Genomic DNA, 17909 nt, shown 5'->3' with positions numbered 1-17909 from the left:
GGTACGTTATGAGGTAAAACCTTCGGCACGCAAGCGTGTATTGCGCTCGTAAGCTTCTTTCAGCATACGTGTAGTTTGCGGTCGTACCGCCATTTTACCAAATACCGTTTCATTGGGTCCGATGACCATAATTTCGCCCGGGTTACCTTTAATGACAGCACCATCGCGAATCACAGCACCTTCACCGATAATCGCATGTTCAATATGGACGTTACGTCCAATGCGTGTGTCAGGCATAACGATACTTTCTTTGATGGCTGATCCTTTACCTACCTCGACACCACTAAATACAACGGAGCGTTCTATTCGGCCCTCTACTTGGCAGGAATCATGCAGCAAGCTGCCCAATGGTTGTGGTTGACGGTTAGGTACCTTTTGTGCGCTCAACCTTGTGCGGCGTTCACGTGTATACATCGGCCAGTCCTTGCGTTGAAGGTCGATAGCACAATCATCCTGTAACAAATCCATGTGTGAATCCCATAGGCTTTTAACGGTACCCACGTCCTTCCAATAGCCCTGGAATTCATAAACGTACAAGGATTCTTGGTCCGCTAACATTTTAGGGATGATATCTTTACCAAAATCATGACTGGATTGAGCATCCTGTGCGTCTTCTAACAAGTAATTTCTTAAGTAATCCCATTTGAAAAGGTAAATCCCCATAGAGGCCAAATTACTTTCCGGTTTCTCCGGTTTCTCTGCAAATTCTGTGACACGCAGATCTTTATCGGCACTCATAACACCAAAACGGTGTGCTTCATCCCAAGGTACCTCCATGACAGAAATGGTAGCCGCAGCTCCTTTTTCCTTATGGTGGTTTAGCATTTCACGATAATTCATATAGTAAATATGATCACCGGATAAAATAAGCACATGCTCCGGATTTTGGCTGTCAATATATTCGATATTCTTATGAATAGCATCTGCCGTTCCTAAGTATTCAGCGTTACCTGTGTTATAAGATGGAAGCAGGGTAATTCCTTTGTCATCTGTTTTTGTAAGACCCCATGGTGTTCCATCCCCGATATGTTCGTGCAAGGATTCTGCCTCATATTGCGTCAGTACACCTACAGTATCAATGTCTGAATTTACGCAGTTACTGAGAGGAAAATCGATGATCCGGTAATGACCGCCAAAAGGTACGGCGGGTTTTGCAATCGTTGAAGTAAGGGGAGCAAGACGGCGTCCCTCTCCGCCTGCCAGCAGCATGGCAATGCATTCTTTATTAAACATTTCGTTTCCCTCCCGGTTTAGTTGTCAGTGTAGTACATACATAAACGGTATGGGGTACTCTTGAAACCATAAGGTATATAAGATTCCCCCAAAACTAAGGTTTATTTTTTTCCTAGTCATTTTTCTGTTCATTGTGGCTAGAATGGGGTAATAACTCAGGTCAGCTTTGACCCAAAAGCGAATGCATTACCGATTCATACATTTTTACTTACAAAACATATAAGGGTGGTGACGTGATGACAGACCAAACTCTTCCGCAACAGGCTATTTCATCGGAAGATATTTATTTGTTTCATGAAGGAACGCTTTATCACAGCTACCGATCTTTGGGTTCCCACCTTACTGTGGAGAACGGAGAACAGGGCGTCCGCTTTACGGTCTGGGCTCCTCATGCTCTCCATGTCGGGCTTGCTACAGATCGCAACAACTGGAATGGGGAACAGGATTCCTTATATAGGGTTCCCAAATCCGGTTTTTGGAGTCGTTTTTTTCCGGGGATATCCCAAGGAACTTTTTACAAATACGACATTACGGGGGCAAACGGTGAACGATTCCTGAAAGCAGACCCTTACGCGGTACGTGCTGAAGTGAGACCGGCAACGGCTTCTGTGGTAGCTTCTATAGATGGTTATGCTTGGAACGATGCGATTTGGCGCCGAAAACGTAGAGCACCTTATGGAAAGCCTCTGCACATATACGAGCTTCATCTGGGCACTTGGAAGCAAAAAGAAGATGGTACGTTTTATACATACAGGGAAATAGCAGATCTTCTTGTGCCTTATGTGACCGATATGGGGTATACACATATTGAGCTGATGCCGCTGAGTGAACATCCGTATGATCTTTCCTGGGGCTACCAGCTCACCGGATATTTTGCACTCACAAGCCGGTATGGAGAACCGCATGATTTTATGTATTTGGTGGATCGTTGCCATCAGGCGGGAATCGGAGTGCTGATGGATTGGGTTCCAGCCCATTTTGCCAAGGATGCTCATGGATTAAGGCTGTTTGACGGATCGCCCCTGTTCGAATACGCGGATCCGCTGATTGCGGAAAAGCCCGGCTGGGGAACACTGACGTTTGATTACAGCAAGCCGGAGGTGCGTTCTTTCCTGATATCTAATGCGCTATTCTGGATGGATGTGTACCATATTGACGGCCTGCGCGTAGATGCTGTGACGAGTATGCTACGGCTGGATTTTGAAAAGCAGGACGGTCAATATCGTTTTAACTCTAAAGGAGGCATTGAAAATGAGGAGGCTATTGCCTTCCTTCAACAACTGAATGAAACAGTATTCCGCTATTATCCGTATGCTCTGATGATGGCAGAGGAGTCCAGTGCCTGGCCGATGGTGACTTCCCCGGTAAGCGATGGAGGACTCGGTTTTAATTACAAATGGAATATGGGCTGGATGAACGATACGCTTGATTATATCGAAACGGATTTCGATCAGAGGCCGGAGCGCCATAATTTGCTGACATTCCCCATAGCTTATGCGTACAGCGAGAATTTTACACTGCCGTTGTCGCACGATGAGGTTGTTCATGGTAAGAAGTCGCTGCTTGATAAAATGCCAGGTAGCTATGAGCAAAAATTTGCCGGGCTTCGAGCACTTCTCGGTTACCAAATCACCTCCCCGGGCAAAAAGCTCTTATTTATGGGAGGGGAATTCGGCCAATTCATCGAATGGAAGGATGAGGAGCAGCTTGACTGGTTTCTGCTGGATTATGACAGTCACCGTTCGCTGCACGCTTTTACGAAAGCGCTGAATCATTTGTATATTCAGGAAAAGGCATTATGGGAACTTGATCATTCGTGGGATGGATATCAGTGGATTGAGGCGGAGGACCGTGGGCAGAGCGTAATTACGTATTTACGTAAAAGTAAAAAGCCGGGAGATACACTGGTCGTGCTTATTAACTTTCAGCCCGTGCCCAGAGAGAACTACCGAATTGGGCTGGAAAAGGCCGGGAGTTATATCGAACTGCTGAACAGTGATCATAAGGACTTTGGGGGAAGGGACCAGCTGAATACGGGAATAATACGGACCGCCCCCATCCCTTGCCACGGACAGCTTCACAGCTTGGAGGTGACCATACCACCCCTGAGCATCGTTATACTCAAGAAAGCGCCTCGGAGGCCTAAAAAAGCAGATTAAACACATAAGGAGGAAGCACATATGAACATTTTGTTTGCGGCAGCAGAAGCACATCCATTTATTAAAACAGGCGGGTTGGCTGATGTCATTGGCGCACTGCCGAAGGCACTTCGTCAGGCGGGGTGCGACGTCCGAATCATTTTACCTAAATATGCGGGGATTCCCGATACTTATAAAAAGTCTCTGCGTCCGGTAGCGGTGAAGCAAGTAGCCGTAGGCTGGCGTAATCAATATTGTGGAATAGAGGAACTGACATTAGACGGAATCAAGGTTTATTTTATTGACAATGAGTATTACTTCGGTCGTGACGGTATTTACGGTTATATGGATGATGGCGAACGTTTTTCCTTTTTTAACCGGGCGATTTTAGAAGTGCTGCCTGAACTGAACTTTCGGCCGGATATTTTGCATTGTCATGATTGGCATACGGCGATGGTTCCGCTGCTTCTGAATGCTGATTATCGACATTTGCCCTTCTACAGTGATATTCGCACGGTGTTTACGATACATAATCTGCTGTATCAGGGGGATTTTCCGTATGAGGTCTTAACTGAGCTGCTCAACCTGGATGGGAGCTATTTCACCCCCGAGGGTGTGGAATATCATGGCAGACTGAATTTTATGAAAGGTGGGCTTACGTACTCGGATCATGTCACGACCGTAAGTCCAACCTATGCAGAGGAGATTCAAACGGAATTTTACGGATATGGTCTGGAGGGTCTGCTTCGTAAATTGGGAGATCAGGGTCGCTTAACGGGGATTGTGAACGGAATTGACACCAAAAGCTACAATCCTGCCACGGACAATCGTATTTATACGAAGTACCGCACGAGTCTGACAAAGAAAAAGGAAAACAAAATTGGCCTGCAGCAGGAGCTGGGTCTGCCAGTGCGGCCAGACGTACCTATGATTGCCATGGTAACCCGGCTTGTAGATATGAAGGGGCTAGATCTGGTAACGAGAGTGCTTGACGAAATCTTGTATTATGATGATCTCCAGTTTGTCGTGCTGGGAACAGGGGATCCGGCTTTTGAGCATTGGTTCCGTGAGGCAGCAGGACGCTATCCACTGAAAATGTCAGCGCAGCTCGCTTTTAGCGAACCTCTGTCACGAAAAATATATGCGGCAAGCGATATGTATCTTATGCCATCAAGGTTTGAACCTTGCGGGATCAGCCAACTGCTGGCGCTTCGTTATGGAAGTATCCCTATTGTACGAGAAACAGGGGGCCTTAACGATACTGTGCAGGCTTACAATGAATCCACAGGTGAAGGAAACGGATTTAGTTTCACGAACTACAATGCACATGATATGTTGAACACCATTCGTCGTGCTGTTCATTTTTATCGCCAATCTGAGCATTGGTCGAAGCTTACACAGACGGCTTTTGCAGGAGAATATAGTTGGGATGTTTCAGCCGAAGCGTATATGGATATTTACCATTTGCTAACAAAAACGGACTGAACAGAATAGGAACACCCCAGTCATGTTAATGAAAAAGGGAATCCCTTTAGCCAAGTTTTCTGGCTGAGGAATTCCCTTTTTTACTATGATCAGTCGCCCCCACCACCACAGCTGCTTCCACATGAAGAGCCACTGCTACACGAAGAATGGCTACCAGAATCGCCTGAATCATGATGAGAAGAGCCTCCATGATGAGAACTGTCATGGGAGGAATGATGGTGCGAGTGATGTGTATCCCAGTTTGAACAGCCGCTTGCCGAGCTACAACCGAATGAGCTAGCTAATACGGCATTACCTGAAGCATCCGGGTGCATGTGTATGGCAAATTGTTCAGGTTGATACCATGAATACCACACAACAGCTAATAACAAATAGTCGACCTGTAAATAGTTGACCTTAGGCAATTGCTTACCCTCAGGATCATCCACCGCTTTATTCACCCGCTCGTGCAGATGTTGTACAATCTTATGAACCGCTTGTTGGGCCTGCTGTGAAATAGCTATATCCTCCTGCGTATTCCAGCGGTCACCTGCTGGCTGCGCGGAAGTTGTGAGTTTGTAATAGCGCGAAAGCTCGTCGCTCGGTAATGGATGATTAAAAAAAGTTCCCCACAAACTGGCGCTATAGCGGTTCCAGCCAAAGCATTCTACATACAACCAGTCAAACCACGCCCGCTCCTCAGGCATCGGCTGAGAGCCGCCGGAATGAGGCGCATGGTGAAGCATACGACCAAAAAAAGCTTCCGAGAATTGCTGATATTCGCGGGTAAACATCAACATTTCGTGCCATAATTCATCCATATCGCTACTGAACATAGGCACTCGATTCATAATCGCGCATAGCATAAAATATCGTTTTAGCTCATGCCAGCGCCAATCATATTCTTGCTCCGTCAGCTCAGGGTGGGCTTCGATTACACGACTCCTTACGCTATGAGCATAGGAGGCGGGAATGGATTGCTCCAGTAGCTGCATCAGCTCTGTAATCTCTGGATGACGCTCCTGCGCAAGGGACGAAGGGGATGGGGAGCTGAGGAAAAAAGCATTCCGGCTCCGTGTTTTTCTGTTTCCCCGGTTTCTGCGTATTGCACGGAATATAAACCCAAAAATGATGAGGATCACCACAATAAACAACGTCCAAAAGCTGCTCATACTATCCATGATGGCTGACTACTCCTTTCTGAAAGAACACGGAATTAAGATTTAGCGTTCGTTATTCAGCAGAGCGAATTCTTTTTTTATCCGGGCTAGCAGTTCAGGATTCGTGATTACATCGCAAGCAGTCCATGCCAAAGTTCTCGCAGCCAGCAGCATTCCTTCCATGGCCCGGTCCTGCATCGTCAAATCGCGGAATTCTGGTGTATGCAAGGCATGCTTCTCGTCAATAACTTGAATGTAAGGATGGATAGCAGGGCAATGAAGCGATACATTTCCGATATCCATGGAGCCGTGATCTTCGCCTTCCGTTATATCTTCTTGTGAAATGCCAGCCTGCACCAAATTTGCGGTAAACGCATCGGAAAGTACACGGTTCGTGACCATTTCATCATAAGAAGTCTCATAATTGGAGGTCTCCAAACGACACCCGGTCTGTAAAGCAGCTCCTTCAGCAATTTGAATAACACGGCGAGTCAGCGGGTTCAGTTCTTGACGTGTAGCGGCTCTCACATAAAATTGGGCTGAGGCGTAATCAGGAATAATATTGGCTGCTAGCCCACCCTGGTTAATGATCCCATGGATACGCACTGTACTTTTTACTTGTTGACGGAACGCATTGATGCCATTGAACGTTTGAATCACAGCGTCCAGCGCGTTAATGCCTTCGTGCGGGCTGGCAGCCGCGTGAGCAGATTGACCAAAAAATTCGAATTGTACAGCATCAATCGCCAGTGATTTGCCTGATTTTTCGTAACGGTCATAAGGATGCGTCATAAGTGCTATGTCGCAATCATCAAACAATCCGGCAGCGGCCATAGGGACCTTTGCACCGCGTGTTTCTTCGGCAGGTGTGCCATATACCCGTACTTCTCCACCAGTTTCGTCGATGATCGACTTGAGGCCGACGGCAGCACCAGTACTCATCATACATATCAAATGGTGCCCACAGGCGTGTCCTAGACCTTTCAGAGCGTCATATTCTGCCAGAAAAGCGACAACCGGCCCGGGTTTTGCAGCTTTGTAAGTTGCAATAAAGGCTGTTTCTATGCCCAATACAGGTGCCTGGACCTCAAATCCGTGAAAAACCAGTTCTTCTTTTAAACGGGCAGCGGCCAGAAATTCCTCGTTTCCAAGTTCAGGATTTGCGCCAATAAATAACGAAATGTCCTTAAACCGTGGGGCATGCTGCTCGATGGTCTGTTGAATGGTCTGTTTAAAATCCATGCTGAAAACTCCTTTATATAAGCTGTAATGTAGGTACTGCGTTAGGTATGCTGAAATTGTACTATAACATTCATTGCATAATCATGCATATTCATTTATAATGACACAATCTTATTTATTATAAAGAATTTAAGGAGAGAAAAAAAGATTGAAAAAGGCATATCGTTTTACCGCCCTGGTTTTGACGGCGGTTATCTTGCTGTTGACTGGTCTTCCCATGCTCAATGCATACGGAACGGAAGCAAAGCCACAGAAAAAACTTGTAGTGGGCATGAGTGCCGACTTTCCGCCGTATGAGTTTCATAAAGTCATTAACGGTAAGGATACCATTGTTGGGTTCGATGTGGATATCGCCAAGGAAATCGCCAAAGATTTGGATGCGGAGATGGTCCCTGAAGACATGAGTTTTGACTCTTTGCTGCCTGCTCTGCAAAGTGGTCGTGTAGACTTGGTACTGTCCGGTATGACACCAACGGATGAACGCAGAAAGAGTATTGATTTTTCGGATGTATACTATCGCTCCAAGCAAGTCATCATGGTACGCCCAGAGGATAAAGACAAATATCCGACGATGGATGCTTTGAAAGGCGAGAAGATCGGAGCACAAAAGGGAAGTATTCAGGAAGAGATTGCTCAAAAAGTGCCCAATGCCTCTGTAACTTCACTGGATAAAATATCTGACCTGGTACTCCAGCTGCGGACCCAGCGTGTGAACGCTGTCGTGATCGAAGATACGGTTGCTAAAGGATACACGTTAGACGGTACCGTAACCCTTGCCAAGGCTGTGCCTGAGGATGCGGGAGCAGAAACAGCTGTAGGTATCCGTAAAGGGAATGCAGAATTGCTTGCTTCTGTAAATAAAACGTTGGCTCGCCTGAAAGCAGACGGGTCGATTGAGAAGTTTTCCACGGAAGCGAGTGCACTTTCTGCGGATCGTCAGGTTTCTTCTAATAACATTGTAGATATTTTTTGGAAATACCGCAGTTTATACGCTACGGGTATCGGCTACACCTTGTTGCTGTCTGCGCTCGGAGTACTGTTCGGATTCATCATTGGTCTGATCATATCCTTGCTACGTATGAGTGGAGTACGCATCATTGAGTGGTTAGGTACCACTTATGTAGAGATACTGCGTGGCACACCTATGCTGGTGCAACTCATGATTATTCACTACGGGGTTGCTTTGACGCTGGGTGTCAATTTTACTCCACTCCAGTCTGGTATAATCACATTGTCTCTGAATAGCTCGGCATATCTGGCTGAAATTTTCCGTGCAGGTATCCAGGCAGTAGACCGTGGACAGATGGAGGCTGCCCGTTCATTGGGTATGGGACGAGGCAAAGCTATGCGTCATGTCATTTTGCCGCAAGCGTTTAAATCTATTTTGCCTGCTATCGGTAATGAGTTTATTACGATCATTAAAGAATCATCCATTATTTCGACCATTGGGATGGTGGATATTATGTATCAGGCCCAGGTCATTAAGAACATTACCTACGAAGGATTAAGTCCGTTCGTAATCGCAGCCGCTATTTATTTTGTAATGACATTCAGCTTGTCTAAGCTGCTGGGTTTATGGGAAAGGAAGTTGAGAGCCAGTGATCACCGTTAAACAACTGCGTAAATCGTTCGGCAAGAATGAGATTTTAAAAGGCATTGATATAGATATCGCCAAAGGTGAAGTCGTCGTCATCATCGGTCCCAGCGGTTCGGGGAAGAGTACGTTTTTGCGTTGTATGAATCTGCTAGAACAGCCTACGGACGGGGAGATTTTGTTTGAGGGCGAGCCGATTACAGCTCGTGGTCATAATATTAATGTAACCCGGGAGAAGATGGGGATGGTGTTCCAGCATTTTAATCTGTTCCCGCATAAAACAGTGTTGCAGAACCTGACGCTTGCACCAACGCAGGTTAGAAGACAGTCAGGGAAGGAAGCGGAAAAAATTGCGCTAGAACTCCTGCGTACCGTAGGGCTTGAGGATAAGAAGAATACCTATCCGAACCAGCTATCCGGTGGTCAGAAGCAACGTATTGCGATTGCGCGTGCTTTGGCCATGCAGCCGCACGTAATGCTGTTCGATGAGCCGACTTCTGCATTGGACCCTGAAATGGTTGGAGAGGTTCTGGATGTAATGAAGAAGCTCGCCGAAGGCGGCATGACCATGGTAATCGTGACGCATGAAATGGGCTTTGCCCGCGAGGTAGGCGATCGAATCATCTTTATGGATAACGGTCAAATTGTGGAACAAGGTACACCAGAGCAGGTATTTGGTACTCCAAGCCATGATCGCACCCGTGATTTTCTTGCCAAAGTATTGTAAGAAAGTGCTGATATGAGCTATAAAAAAGCCCTCCGTTTGACGGAGGGCTTTTTCTTTTTTTGTCACCATTTCACCATATTTTCGTAACAAATATCGATTTCTTGGTGACAAAATTGTAACGAGTATAGTATGATGTTCAAGGTTCCCAACATTTTCATGCAGATAAGGTTACAAAATTGTGATATTATGCAGTAAGCCAAAACTTACCGGGACAGCATGCGATTATGACAAACGCTGAATGCTGGGCCCAAACTATGGGAAGTGCGGGGGACGTAACAACGGCAGTCTTTCCGAAACGTCATAAGACGATATGGAATATGCCTAGGGGTGAATTGCATAAGCATAGGGCTTCTCCTGAGTCCGAATCCGACAGCTAACTTCGCAGGCATAACAGAGGAGGTACATATCTTTGAAACATCTAAAACATATTGGTAAAACGATGAAATTTGCGGTACTTGCCGCAGCTATTGCAGGGCTGGCACAGACAGCTGGAATAGCCGATGCTGCTTCGCTTCACACTGCCAAAGAGGGCGATACCTTCTTTTTGCTTGCTCAACGTTATGGAGTATCGGTAGAAGAGCTAACGCAGGCAAACCCAAACATTGCCTCCAACAATATATATGCAGGTCTGCAAATTAAGGTACCTGGTGAAAAAAGTGTGAAGGCAGCTTCGGATTCGAAGCCGCAGCTTCTTACGGAGAAAGCACCAGCGAATGAGGGGCCAACGATTGAAGCGTGGGGCAAAACATTCAACTATAGCAAAATAGTTGACGTTAAGGCTTCTGCGTATTCTGCCGCAGCCGATGAGAATGGTAAATGGGGAGCAGTGGACTACTACGGTAATCCGCTTAAACTAGGTACAATTGCGGTAGACCCGAACGTCATTCCGATGGGCACGAAAGTGCTGGTTACAGGCTATTCCCACCCAGGTTTGCCGGATCATTCTTTTGTAGCTGTCGCTCGCGATCAGGGCAGCGCCATTACAGGAAAACGGATTGATATCTTTATTCCTGGCAACAAATCATTTGTGAACGACTTTGGATTTCAAAATGTGAAGTTGTACGTTATTGATAAATAGCATTATACCTATATACGGTTTAATTAAACATAATATATATTATGTAAACTTAATGCCTGTATCCTACCGCATATAACTAGGTCAGACTCTTATCAGGTCCTATCCATAAAAAAGGCTGTCTTGACGAGCAGAAAAATTCTGCTGGTAAGACAGCCTTTTTACGTTGCTTTAGCTTGTAGCTCAATCCTAAACATATGGTTATTTCTGTTCCGATGTGTGGAGTAGCCGGGGGACTGTGACAAATTTGTAGCCCTTAGCTTTTAGAGAGTGAATTAGACCCGGCAGAGCTTGAACAGTGCCTTGCAAGTTGGAACTTTGACCTCCACCTGCGTGCATTAAAATAATAGAGCCAGGCCCAGTAGCTGGGATCACATTGCGCTGAATTTGTGTTTTACTTAGTCCCTTCCAGTCGAGAGAGTCTACATTCCAATTGACAATCATGTAGCCATGACGACGTGCCCACTGGATTTGAGGCTCCGTGATTTCACCGTAGGGTGGACGAATCAACTTGGGGCGAAAACCTGCGCTGGCTTGTAAAATACGTTCTGTTTTTGTAATCTGGTTGCGAAAGCGTTCTGGTGTGGCCTTCCTAAAATCCGGATGAGTATAGGAATGGTTTCCTATAGCATGGCCTTCACGGATAATACGGCGTATGATCCCAGGATGCTTTTCCGCACGGTGACCGACGATGAAAAATGTAGCTTTGATGCCGTTGGCGTGTAATACGTCCAAAACCTGCGGCGTATACCTAGAATCGGGCACATCATCAAAGGTTAGGGCAATTTGGCGGGTGTGTGGGCCGCACATTTTAAAAATGTCCGCATGTTTTTTTCGCAGCATTGCTAATGTAGGAGTTGCTCGATCTATGCTCTGTTGTACAGAAGAAGCAACAGTTGCTTCCTTGGGATGGGGCGTTCCGATGTTGGGAGGCGCATCCGCGTGAACGGGTAAACTTGAAAATGCTAGTAACAGTGCCAAGCCTGGCAACACTCCCCTGTACGGCATATGTATCCCCCCTTTCCGTGCAGTGATACCTAGTGGTGCTCTCGACTATTATGTACCTGTCCTATTAAAAATATGCTGGTTACCAAGTTCGGCTCATAAACGACTGGAAAGAAGTCCACGATGAAACGATTATCAATGAAGATGATGGAGCTAAACGTACATATTCTCTTAAACATGACCGAAAACAGGAGCATTTTCGCAAGTTTTAGCCTTACAACGAATTCGGTATACCGTGACAGCTGGTGTATAATGGGGATGCAATTCATAATTATACAGACATGGAATTGAAGGAAGGATGGATAAAAGTGACCGACTTGTTTACTCCTTATCAATTAAAGGGGCTTTCTTTAAAAAATCGGATTGTCATGCCCCCGATGTGCCAATACAGCGTGGAGGCCAAGGACGGAAATCCAACGGATTGGCATCATGTCCATTATGTGAGCCGGGCAGTAGGAGGCACTGGACTTATTATTGTGGAAATGACAGCGGTCCATCCAGATGGACGTATTACAGATCGTGATTTGGGTATTTGGAGTGACGAACATATTCCTGCATATCGTAAGATTGTAGAGGAAGTTCACAAGTATGGTGCCAAAATTGGCATTCAACTAGGCCACGCTGGACGCAAGGCTGAAGATGCTGAGCAACCTGTGGGTCCTTCCTCGATTCCTTTTAGCGAACGCTTTAAAGAGCCGCACGCCTTAAAGACAGCTGAAGTCAGGGAACTGGTTCAGGCATACAAAGAAGGCGCGCGCCGCGCGGTGGAAGCAGGTTTTGACACGGTCGAGATACATGGCGCTCACGGATATCTGATCCATCAATTTCATTCGCCTTTAACAAATGCCAGAGAAGATGAATATGGGCAGGATTTGTCACTGTTCGGTGTTGAGGTCATACATGCTGTTAAAGAGGTTCTTCCTGCTGATATGCCTGTGCTTATGCGGATATCTGCCAAAGAATACGTCGAGGATGGATATAATGTGGAATACATAACAGGCGTAGGGGAACGATATCGTGATGCGGGTGTGGACATTTTCCATATCTCTTCTGGTGGTGAGGGTCCGATTGGTTCTGGCGGAGGCCCGTCTGCGCGTGCCGGCTATCAGGTGGATTTGGCTCATACCATCCGTGAAAAGCTGAATGTACCTGTAATTGCTGTTGGCTTACTGGATGATTATGAGGACGCCCGTCGGGTTGTTCAGCAGAAAGAAGCTGATCTGGTAGCAATAGGCCGTGCCATGCTGCGTGATCCCTATTGGGCGCTGCATGCATCGCGGGAGCTAAAAGTACAGGCCGACATCCCAGAGCCTTATTTGCGCGGCTTTTAGATATTTTTGAAACCCTCTTTGCAAAGCTTGCGTAAACATGTGTACAGAGCTTAAAATTTAAGCATTCAACTCTAGGAGGAACTTCACATGTCTATTTTCAAACGCTTAAGAGATCTTACGATGTCCAACATTAACGCCATTATTGACAAGGCAGAAGATCCAATTAAAATGACGGATCAATACATTCGTGATATGCAAGAGGACCTGGAAGATGCAGAGAAAGCGGTAGCCGCTCAAATTGCTATTGAAAAGAGATTCAAACAGCAATACGAAGAACAGGCTGCTTTGGTAAAGAAACGCGAAGAACAGGCACATACCGCTGCAAAAGCACAAAATGTAGATCTGGCTCGTCGCGCGCTGGAAGAAAAGAAATCTGCTGAACAAAAAATGAATGAGTTCAAAGCTGGTTACGAACAGAACAAAGCTGCAGCCGATAACCTGCGTGGCAAGCTGGATGAAATGCGCAGACAGCTGACAGAAATGAAAAACAAGCGCGAGACACTGGTTGCCCGTTATAATGCAGCTAAAGCGCAAACTGAAATTAACAAAGCTATGAACGGTTTTAGCTCTGATACGGCAACTGCCGGATTGAAGCGTATGGAAGAAAAAATGCTGCAAGCAGAAGCACGTGCCGAAGCGAGCAACGAAATGTCTTCTAAGGAAAAATCGTTGGATGAGGAGTTCAAAGAGCTGGATAAGAAAAGCGCCGTGGACGATGAGCTTGCCGCCTTGTTGAAGCAATACGAAAATAAATAAGAACATTTTAGCAGTGCCGCCAAGGGTGATTGCTCAGGAAGCGAAGGAGAAACGTTTTCTCCTTCGCTTTTCCCTGCCTGGAGGCGTAAAACATTATATGAAGGTCAAGAAGATGTGGAGGATGGTATGAAATGCATTTTTTAGAAACGATGAAAGCAATGCTTGTATGGACTGGTGCGGGGGCTATTTTGATCTTCGCATTAATGTATGTCGACTCTTTATTTACGAAGTATAAGGATTTTGCCGAAGTGAAGGCTGGAAATATGGCCGTAACGGTACGAATGATTATGAAGTTAGTTGCACAAGGCTATATCTTGTCAGGCTCTATCGCTACAGCTAATAATTTGCTCGAAGCGCTTGTGTATTCTGTGATTGCTTTTGTCATCCTGCTTGTTTTGGAAGTTATTGTACGTCTGCTGTTGCGGTACTGGGCTCAGTTTGATCTGGATAAAGGGACACAGGAAGGTAAAATTGGTTTCGGTCTGTTTTCAGGAGCGCTGCATCTGGTTGGCGCCTTGATCATTACAGCATGCTTCTAGGCTAAGAAAGGCAGGAATATAACCATGAGTGTGTGGAAACGAATTTCAAATCTATTTGCTAAGCCGGAGCCGCCGAAAGCAGAGAAAAGCATGCTTCACTTAAATCCAGGTGATATCTGTGAAGTGTCGCTTGTCACCTATGAAGTGGTAGGTCGTGTACATAATCGTGCCCGGAATGCCGTTGTTTTGACGCTTCAGGATGGTAATCAAGTCAGTTATCTTCATATTGAGGAACGGGAAACACTGCAATTTGGACTATATCAGGCCATCGACGGCAGACTTGACAACCCTGAGGAAGTGCCGACCATTTTAGAGTTGGATGATACAACGTATCATTTGGAGGAGCAGTATTCTGGGCATGTTACCGTCATGGCCCGTGCTCCTTTCCGACAGGGTGGAGAGCAGCATGTGTGGCAGTACCAGTCTGATGATTACCATCTGTTGCGAGTAGAGTGGCAGGACGGTCGCTTTATGCTTTATGAAGGAGAAGAAGTGATTACCGGAGACGTCAAGGTTATTCGGGCAAGCTAGGAGAGGGTTACACATGAGCAAACGCACCTGGCAGTATGCATTAAAGGTCATTGTGGCGCTGAGCTTGTTCGTATCCGTGTTAAGCGGCTGCGGCGCGCCAAGTGTAAAAGATACGTATCCGCTGGAATCGGTTAGTGGCAGCGGAAACTCGACCTCGTATGTATACCGGGCAGCTGGCAAGACAGTCCCGGAAGTAGCGGAGGAATTGAAAGAACAGCGTACACCGGAACAAATGTCACCGCAGAGCAATGAGCGGATGTTTCTGGTATATAGCGATGAGTGGTACCATTTGCAGCAAGATCCAGCTAAGAAGGAAGATACACTCATTGAAATTGACAGTAAAAAGTATGTCGAACAAAATTACAGTTCAAGCTTTCTAAAAGGATACTTAACCGCAACTGTACTAGATGCTCTGTTTGATTCGTTGCGTGGTTCAGGCTCCTATCGAGGCTACTCCAGCAGAGATGTATACCGACCTTCTCAGGGCCAATATCGTGCTCCTACAGTGCAGGAGAAAAAGGCAATTCCGCCGATTACGGTGGAGCGGAAAGGTTCGGTTACCCGTAGAGGAAAGAACTCGGATTCTAGCGTTGGATCAAGCGGAAGTTTGTTTGACAGAGGGTCCAGCAGTTCACCGAGCAGAGGCTCGATTTCACGTGACCGGAGCGACAGCGACGGTTCCAGCATATTTGATTCGCCGCGTAGATCTTATAGTAAGCCCAAAACACGTAGCGGTTCAGGTAAAATCAGCCGACGAAGTCGACGATAATGGGTATCGTCAATTTATTTGAAAACAAAAGATTCGCGGAACTGTGGTACTGATGCACAGTTCCTTTTTTTATTTTTAGAGATGACGTTGGTGATCATCTAGCGGCACAGCCAAACCTACACTTTTATGGATATAATAATGTAGAGATAATCAAAACTTTGTTTGATTGAAGGGATTGAAAATTAAATGGTACTATCTATTTCTTGGCCAGATCTTTCACAAAGACCATTTAATCTAATGGTGGAACGAAAAATGGAGTGTTCTCCGAATGTCCTGTATCAGGCTTGGACGAAGCAGTTTGACAGTTGGTTTGCAGCCCCAGGATCAGTATTAATGGAGGCTAAAGTGAACTCGACCTTCTTTTTCGAAACGCATTTTGAGGGGAAGCGTCATCCACATTACGGAAGATTTCTAAGACTTGAGCAAAACCGACTGATCGAGCTGACTTGGATTACTGGCGAAGGCGGTACCAAGGGAGCTGAAACAGTTCTCACTGTTGAGCTTAAACCTCGCGGTAATGGCACGCATCTTTACTTAACGCATGCAGGTTTACCAGACGAGAATTCAAGAAATCAACATGAGCAGGCTTGGCCGCTTGTACTTGAGCAGCTCGACAAAAGGATGATGCCAGATAGATAATTCAGAAGGTTCCAGGCTAAAACTGCAACAAGAGGACGATTTTAAAATCGTTCTTTTTATATTTTTTGATGACAAAAATAAATATTTACCTTACATAAAAACAAATATTACCAGTTTACTAGATTATTTCATTGCCACATCTAATAGTAAAATATACAATTACAACAGGCGAAATAAGAGGATGGTGTATCTGTGTTATCTGCTTTTTTATATATATTACTTGGTGTATTCGATGCTTTGGCCGCTGTTATTTTGGTCTTAAAGCTTTATATGCTTCCCGTGAGGGAATATCGTAGAAAAATATTATTTTATGCAATTGGCATAGCTTTGTTTTCCTTTCTAATGAGGGAAGTTATAGGCTTGCCTAAATTAGATTTGCCGCTTCAGTATTTGTTAATGGTTATCTTTTTTAGATTCGGTTTAGGGATCAAAACCCATTTAGCAGCTTTTTCTGCTGGTTCTGGTCTAACGGCCTACATTAACCTACAACTATTTGTATTTCTGTTTGCGAATTTTTTCGGCGTAGCAGAACCAGGTGTTATTAATGATACTTCTGGCTCTTCTATTTACGTTATTCAGTTATCTTCTATTATTATTGCGTACTTTATTTCTTTTGTGATGGGAAAATATAACTTTGGATTCTCGTTTATAATTCAGCCTCCACATGATTTTTTAAGAGCTGAAAATTACTTATCGTCCCTAAATAAGCTGTTGATTCTAGGTGCTCTAATATCAGCTGCCACCATTTTTATTACTTTGTATATGCTCTATAGCTCAAATACCATAGGATTACTATCCATTTCATTGCTTACTTTCGGCTTGTCGTATTTCTTTTCAGAGAGAGGAGATTACGAGGGTGCTAGAAGCGCTATCAAGGTACATCGCAACGGAAATAAAAAAAGCTGATCCTGATGGTCCAACAAGTGTAGAAGTGATGGAGTATGCGCTTGGTATAAAAATTACCGAAGTATCATCAATACTAATGGTTGCGGTTATCGCTTGGATGACCGGGCATTTTTGGGGATCGTTATTTGCTCTGGTTACTATCATGTTTGTAAGAAGATTTTCAGGAGGGGCACACTTCAGCAATCTTACATTTTGTGTCTGTTTTACAACGGTAATATGTGTAACTATACCCTTCGTCTCTTTAAATTTATCTACAATTTCAATTATTAATGCTTGTTCAATATTAGTGTTTTTAGTTTATGCACCCAATCATTTTATTTATATTCATAAGACCAATAACCACAAATATTATAAAACGGTATGTGTTTTGGTTTGCGCAGTGAATTTTTTTATACAGTCCCACATAATATGCTTAGCTTTAGCTATTCAAGCATTCAGCATTCTTCCTTTATGGAAAGGAGGTGAACGAAAATGGATAAGAGATTGGCGAGAGTTTTAAATATAAGACTGGGAAAATACGCTAACGAATCTACCAAAAATGAAAAAACAGTATTTGGTGCTAAACCGATACCGGCTGAGCTTAAGAAAAATGAAAAGAACTGATGAAGTACCGCGTTTTCAATTTGGGGCATTGCTTTTATACGATCGGGCTAACCGCACAGACTTGCAAGGAAGCTTTTCAGCTATCACGACTTGGTTTTGTGAGATCGAGTCTAACGCATTTGGAGGTACGATTCGAAGAATCTGACTTCACTTGCTCTATGTCTCATAATAAGCTTAAAGCACTTAAAAAGTTATAG

The 17909-nt window shown here is 45.0% G+C and carries 18 protein-coding genes and 1 riboswitch; of the genes, 14 read left to right on the top strand and 4 right to left on the bottom strand.

Annotation, left to right across the window (positions count from 1 at the left end):
- Positions 1-6: 6 nt before the first annotated feature.
- A complete protein-coding gene (locus BM358_RS11965; protein ID WP_028541703.1) occupies positions 7-1233 on the bottom strand; it encodes a glucose-1-phosphate adenylyltransferase in 1227 nt (408 codons plus the stop codon).
- Between the two features lie 236 nt (positions 1234-1469).
- Here BM358_RS11965 and glgB point away from each other — a divergent pair, with 236 nt between their 5' ends.
- Entirely contained in the window at positions 1470-3392 is a 1923-nt protein-coding gene (gene glgB / locus BM358_RS11960; RefSeq protein ID WP_023988957.1) for a 1,4-alpha-glucan branching protein GlgB, read from the top strand.
- Between the two features lie 21 nt (positions 3393-3413).
- Positions 3414-4856 carry a glycogen synthase GlgA gene (gene glgA / locus BM358_RS11955; protein WP_028541702.1) on the top strand — a complete coding sequence of 481 codons (1443 nt, stop codon included), beginning with the start codon at positions 3414-3416 and terminating at the stop codon, positions 4854-4856.
- A gap of 89 nt (positions 4857-4945) precedes the next feature.
- Here the strand turns inward: glgA and BM358_RS11950 are convergent, their stop codons facing one another.
- Both BM358_RS11950 and BM358_RS11945 read right to left on the bottom strand, forming a co-directional pair.
- A complete protein-coding gene (locus BM358_RS11950; protein WP_028541701.1) occupies positions 4946-6016 on the bottom strand; it encodes a glycine-rich domain-containing protein in 1071 nt (356 codons plus the stop codon).
- Positions 6017-6058: 42 nt separating this feature from the next.
- Positions 6059-7237 carry a M20 family metallopeptidase gene (locus tag BM358_RS11945; protein ID WP_028541700.1) on the bottom strand — a complete coding sequence of 393 codons (1179 nt, stop codon included), beginning with the start codon at positions 7235-7237 and terminating at the stop codon, positions 6059-6061.
- Between the two features lie 148 nt (positions 7238-7385).
- On the opposite strand from BM358_RS11945, the gene BM358_RS11940 reads away from it, so the two are divergent.
- The 3 genes from BM358_RS11940 (at position 7386) to BM358_RS11930 (ending at position 10636) form a co-directional block, all read left to right on the top strand.
- Positions 7386-8849, top strand: coding sequence for an ABC transporter substrate-binding protein/permease (locus BM358_RS11940; protein ID WP_023988953.1), 1464 nt, complete (start codon positions 7386-7388; stop codon positions 8847-8849).
- Positions 8836-9558, top strand: coding sequence for an amino acid ABC transporter ATP-binding protein (locus tag BM358_RS11935; protein ID WP_013310491.1), 723 nt, complete (start codon positions 8836-8838; stop codon positions 9556-9558). Before BM358_RS11940 ends, BM358_RS11935 begins: the two co-directional genes overlap by 14 nt.
- A 234-nt stretch (positions 9559-9792) precedes the next feature.
- A riboswitch (cyclic di-AMP (ydaO/yuaA leader) is annotated at positions 9793-9961 on the top strand.
- 6 nt (positions 9962-9967) lie between these two features.
- Positions 9968-10636 (top strand): 3D domain-containing protein, encoded by a 669-nt coding sequence (locus BM358_RS11930; RefSeq protein WP_028541699.1) that lies wholly within the window; start codon positions 9968-9970, stop codon positions 10634-10636.
- 198 nt (positions 10637-10834) lie between these two features.
- Here the strand turns inward: BM358_RS11930 and BM358_RS11925 are convergent, their stop codons facing one another.
- Entirely contained in the window at positions 10835-11641 is an 807-nt protein-coding gene (locus tag BM358_RS11925; protein ID WP_028541698.1) for a polysaccharide deacetylase family protein, read from the bottom strand.
- A gap of 305 nt (positions 11642-11946) precedes the next feature.
- Between BM358_RS11925 and BM358_RS11920 the strand changes: the two genes are divergently transcribed.
- From BM358_RS11920 to BM358_RS26865, 9 genes are all read left to right on the top strand, one after another.
- On the top strand, positions 11947-12969 hold the full coding sequence (locus BM358_RS11920) for an NADH:flavin oxidoreductase/NADH oxidase (RefSeq protein ID WP_023988950.1): 1023 nt from the start codon (positions 11947-11949) through the stop codon (positions 12967-12969).
- A gap of 87 nt (positions 12970-13056) precedes the next feature.
- Positions 13057-13725 (top strand): PspA/IM30 family protein, encoded by a 669-nt coding sequence (locus tag BM358_RS11915; protein WP_013310486.1) that lies wholly within the window; start codon positions 13057-13059, stop codon positions 13723-13725.
- Between the two features lie 131 nt (positions 13726-13856).
- Positions 13857-14264 carry a DUF350 domain-containing protein gene (locus BM358_RS11910; RefSeq protein ID WP_013310484.1) on the top strand — a complete coding sequence of 136 codons (408 nt, stop codon included), beginning with the start codon at positions 13857-13859 and terminating at the stop codon, positions 14262-14264.
- A 24-nt stretch (positions 14265-14288) separates the two neighbouring features.
- Positions 14289-14795, top strand: coding sequence for a DUF4178 domain-containing protein (locus BM358_RS11905; RefSeq protein ID WP_028541697.1), 507 nt, complete (start codon positions 14289-14291; stop codon positions 14793-14795).
- A 13-nt stretch (positions 14796-14808) separates the two neighbouring features.
- Complete coding sequence (locus BM358_RS11900) at positions 14809-15564, top strand: DUF4247 domain-containing protein (protein ID WP_028541696.1); 756 nt, start codon at positions 14809-14811, stop codon at positions 15562-15564.
- A gap of 186 nt (positions 15565-15750) precedes the next feature.
- Positions 15751-16203, top strand: a complete 453-nt coding sequence (locus BM358_RS11895; protein ID WP_028541695.1) for an SRPBCC family protein — start codon at positions 15751-15753, stop codon at positions 16201-16203.
- A gap of 192 nt (positions 16204-16395) precedes the next feature.
- Positions 16396-17109: a hypothetical protein gene (locus tag BM358_RS11890; RefSeq protein ID WP_013310481.1), complete on the top strand. Its 714-nt coding sequence runs from the start codon at positions 16396-16398 to the stop codon at positions 17107-17109.
- The gene (locus BM358_RS11885; RefSeq protein ID WP_071558668.1) at positions 17060-17608 is read left to right on the top strand and encodes an accessory gene regulator ArgB-like protein; all 549 of its coding nucleotides are present in this window, start codon (positions 17060-17062) and stop codon (positions 17606-17608) included. The genes BM358_RS11890 and BM358_RS11885 overlap by 50 nt, the downstream gene beginning before the upstream one ends.
- Positions 17581-17712, top strand: coding sequence for a hypothetical protein (locus BM358_RS26865; protein WP_256026492.1), 132 nt, complete (start codon positions 17581-17583; stop codon positions 17710-17712). Before BM358_RS11885 ends, BM358_RS26865 begins: the two co-directional genes overlap by 28 nt.
- Positions 17713-17909 lie beyond the last annotated feature (197 nt).

It is taken from the genome of Paenibacillus sp. cl130, from assembly GCF_900116035.1.
Classification (GTDB): Bacteria; Bacillota; Bacilli; order Paenibacillales; family Paenibacillaceae; genus Paenibacillus; species Paenibacillus polymyxa_B.
Note: the sequence above shows the minus strand (reverse complement) of the source record. Positions and strands in the feature narration are given on the sequence as shown.

What these genes read in the sequence shown, in the direction of transcription:
- BM358_RS11915 (WP_013310486.1), top strand. Translation starts at nt 13,057, where the DNA reads ATGTCTATTTTCAAACGCTTAAGAGATCTTACGATGTCCAACATTAAC.
- BM358_RS11965 (WP_028541703.1), bottom strand. Translation starts at nt 1,233, where the DNA reads ATGTTTAATAAAGAATGCATTGCCATGCTGCTGGCAGGCGGAGAGGGA.
- BM358_RS11895 (WP_028541695.1), top strand. Translation starts at nt 15,751, where the DNA reads ATGGTACTATCTATTTCTTGGCCAGATCTTTCACAAAGACCATTTAAT.
- BM358_RS11950 (WP_028541701.1), bottom strand. Translation starts at nt 6,016, where the DNA reads ATGGATAGTATGAGCAGCTTTTGGACGTTGTTTATTGTGGTGATCCTC.
- BM358_RS11910 (WP_013310484.1), top strand. Translation starts at nt 13,857, where the DNA reads ATGCATTTTTTAGAAACGATGAAAGCAATGCTTGTATGGACTGGTGCG.
- BM358_RS11905 (WP_028541697.1), top strand. Translation starts at nt 14,289, where the DNA reads ATGAGTGTGTGGAAACGAATTTCAAATCTATTTGCTAAGCCGGAGCCG.
- glgB (WP_023988957.1), top strand. Translation starts at nt 1,470, where the DNA reads ATGACAGACCAAACTCTTCCGCAACAGGCTATTTCATCGGAAGATATT.
- BM358_RS26865 (WP_256026492.1), top strand. Translation starts at nt 17,581, where the DNA reads ATGGATAAGAGATTGGCGAGAGTTTTAAATATAAGACTGGGAAAATAC.
- glgA (WP_028541702.1), top strand. Translation starts at nt 3,414, where the DNA reads ATGAACATTTTGTTTGCGGCAGCAGAAGCACATCCATTTATTAAAACA.
- BM358_RS11925 (WP_028541698.1), bottom strand. Translation starts at nt 11,641, where the DNA reads ATGCCGTACAGGGGAGTGTTGCCAGGCTTGGCACTGTTACTAGCATTT.
- BM358_RS11900 (WP_028541696.1), top strand. Translation starts at nt 14,809, where the DNA reads ATGAGCAAACGCACCTGGCAGTATGCATTAAAGGTCATTGTGGCGCTG.
- BM358_RS11945 (WP_028541700.1), bottom strand. Translation starts at nt 7,237, where the DNA reads ATGGATTTTAAACAGACCATTCAACAGACCATCGAGCAGCATGCCCCA.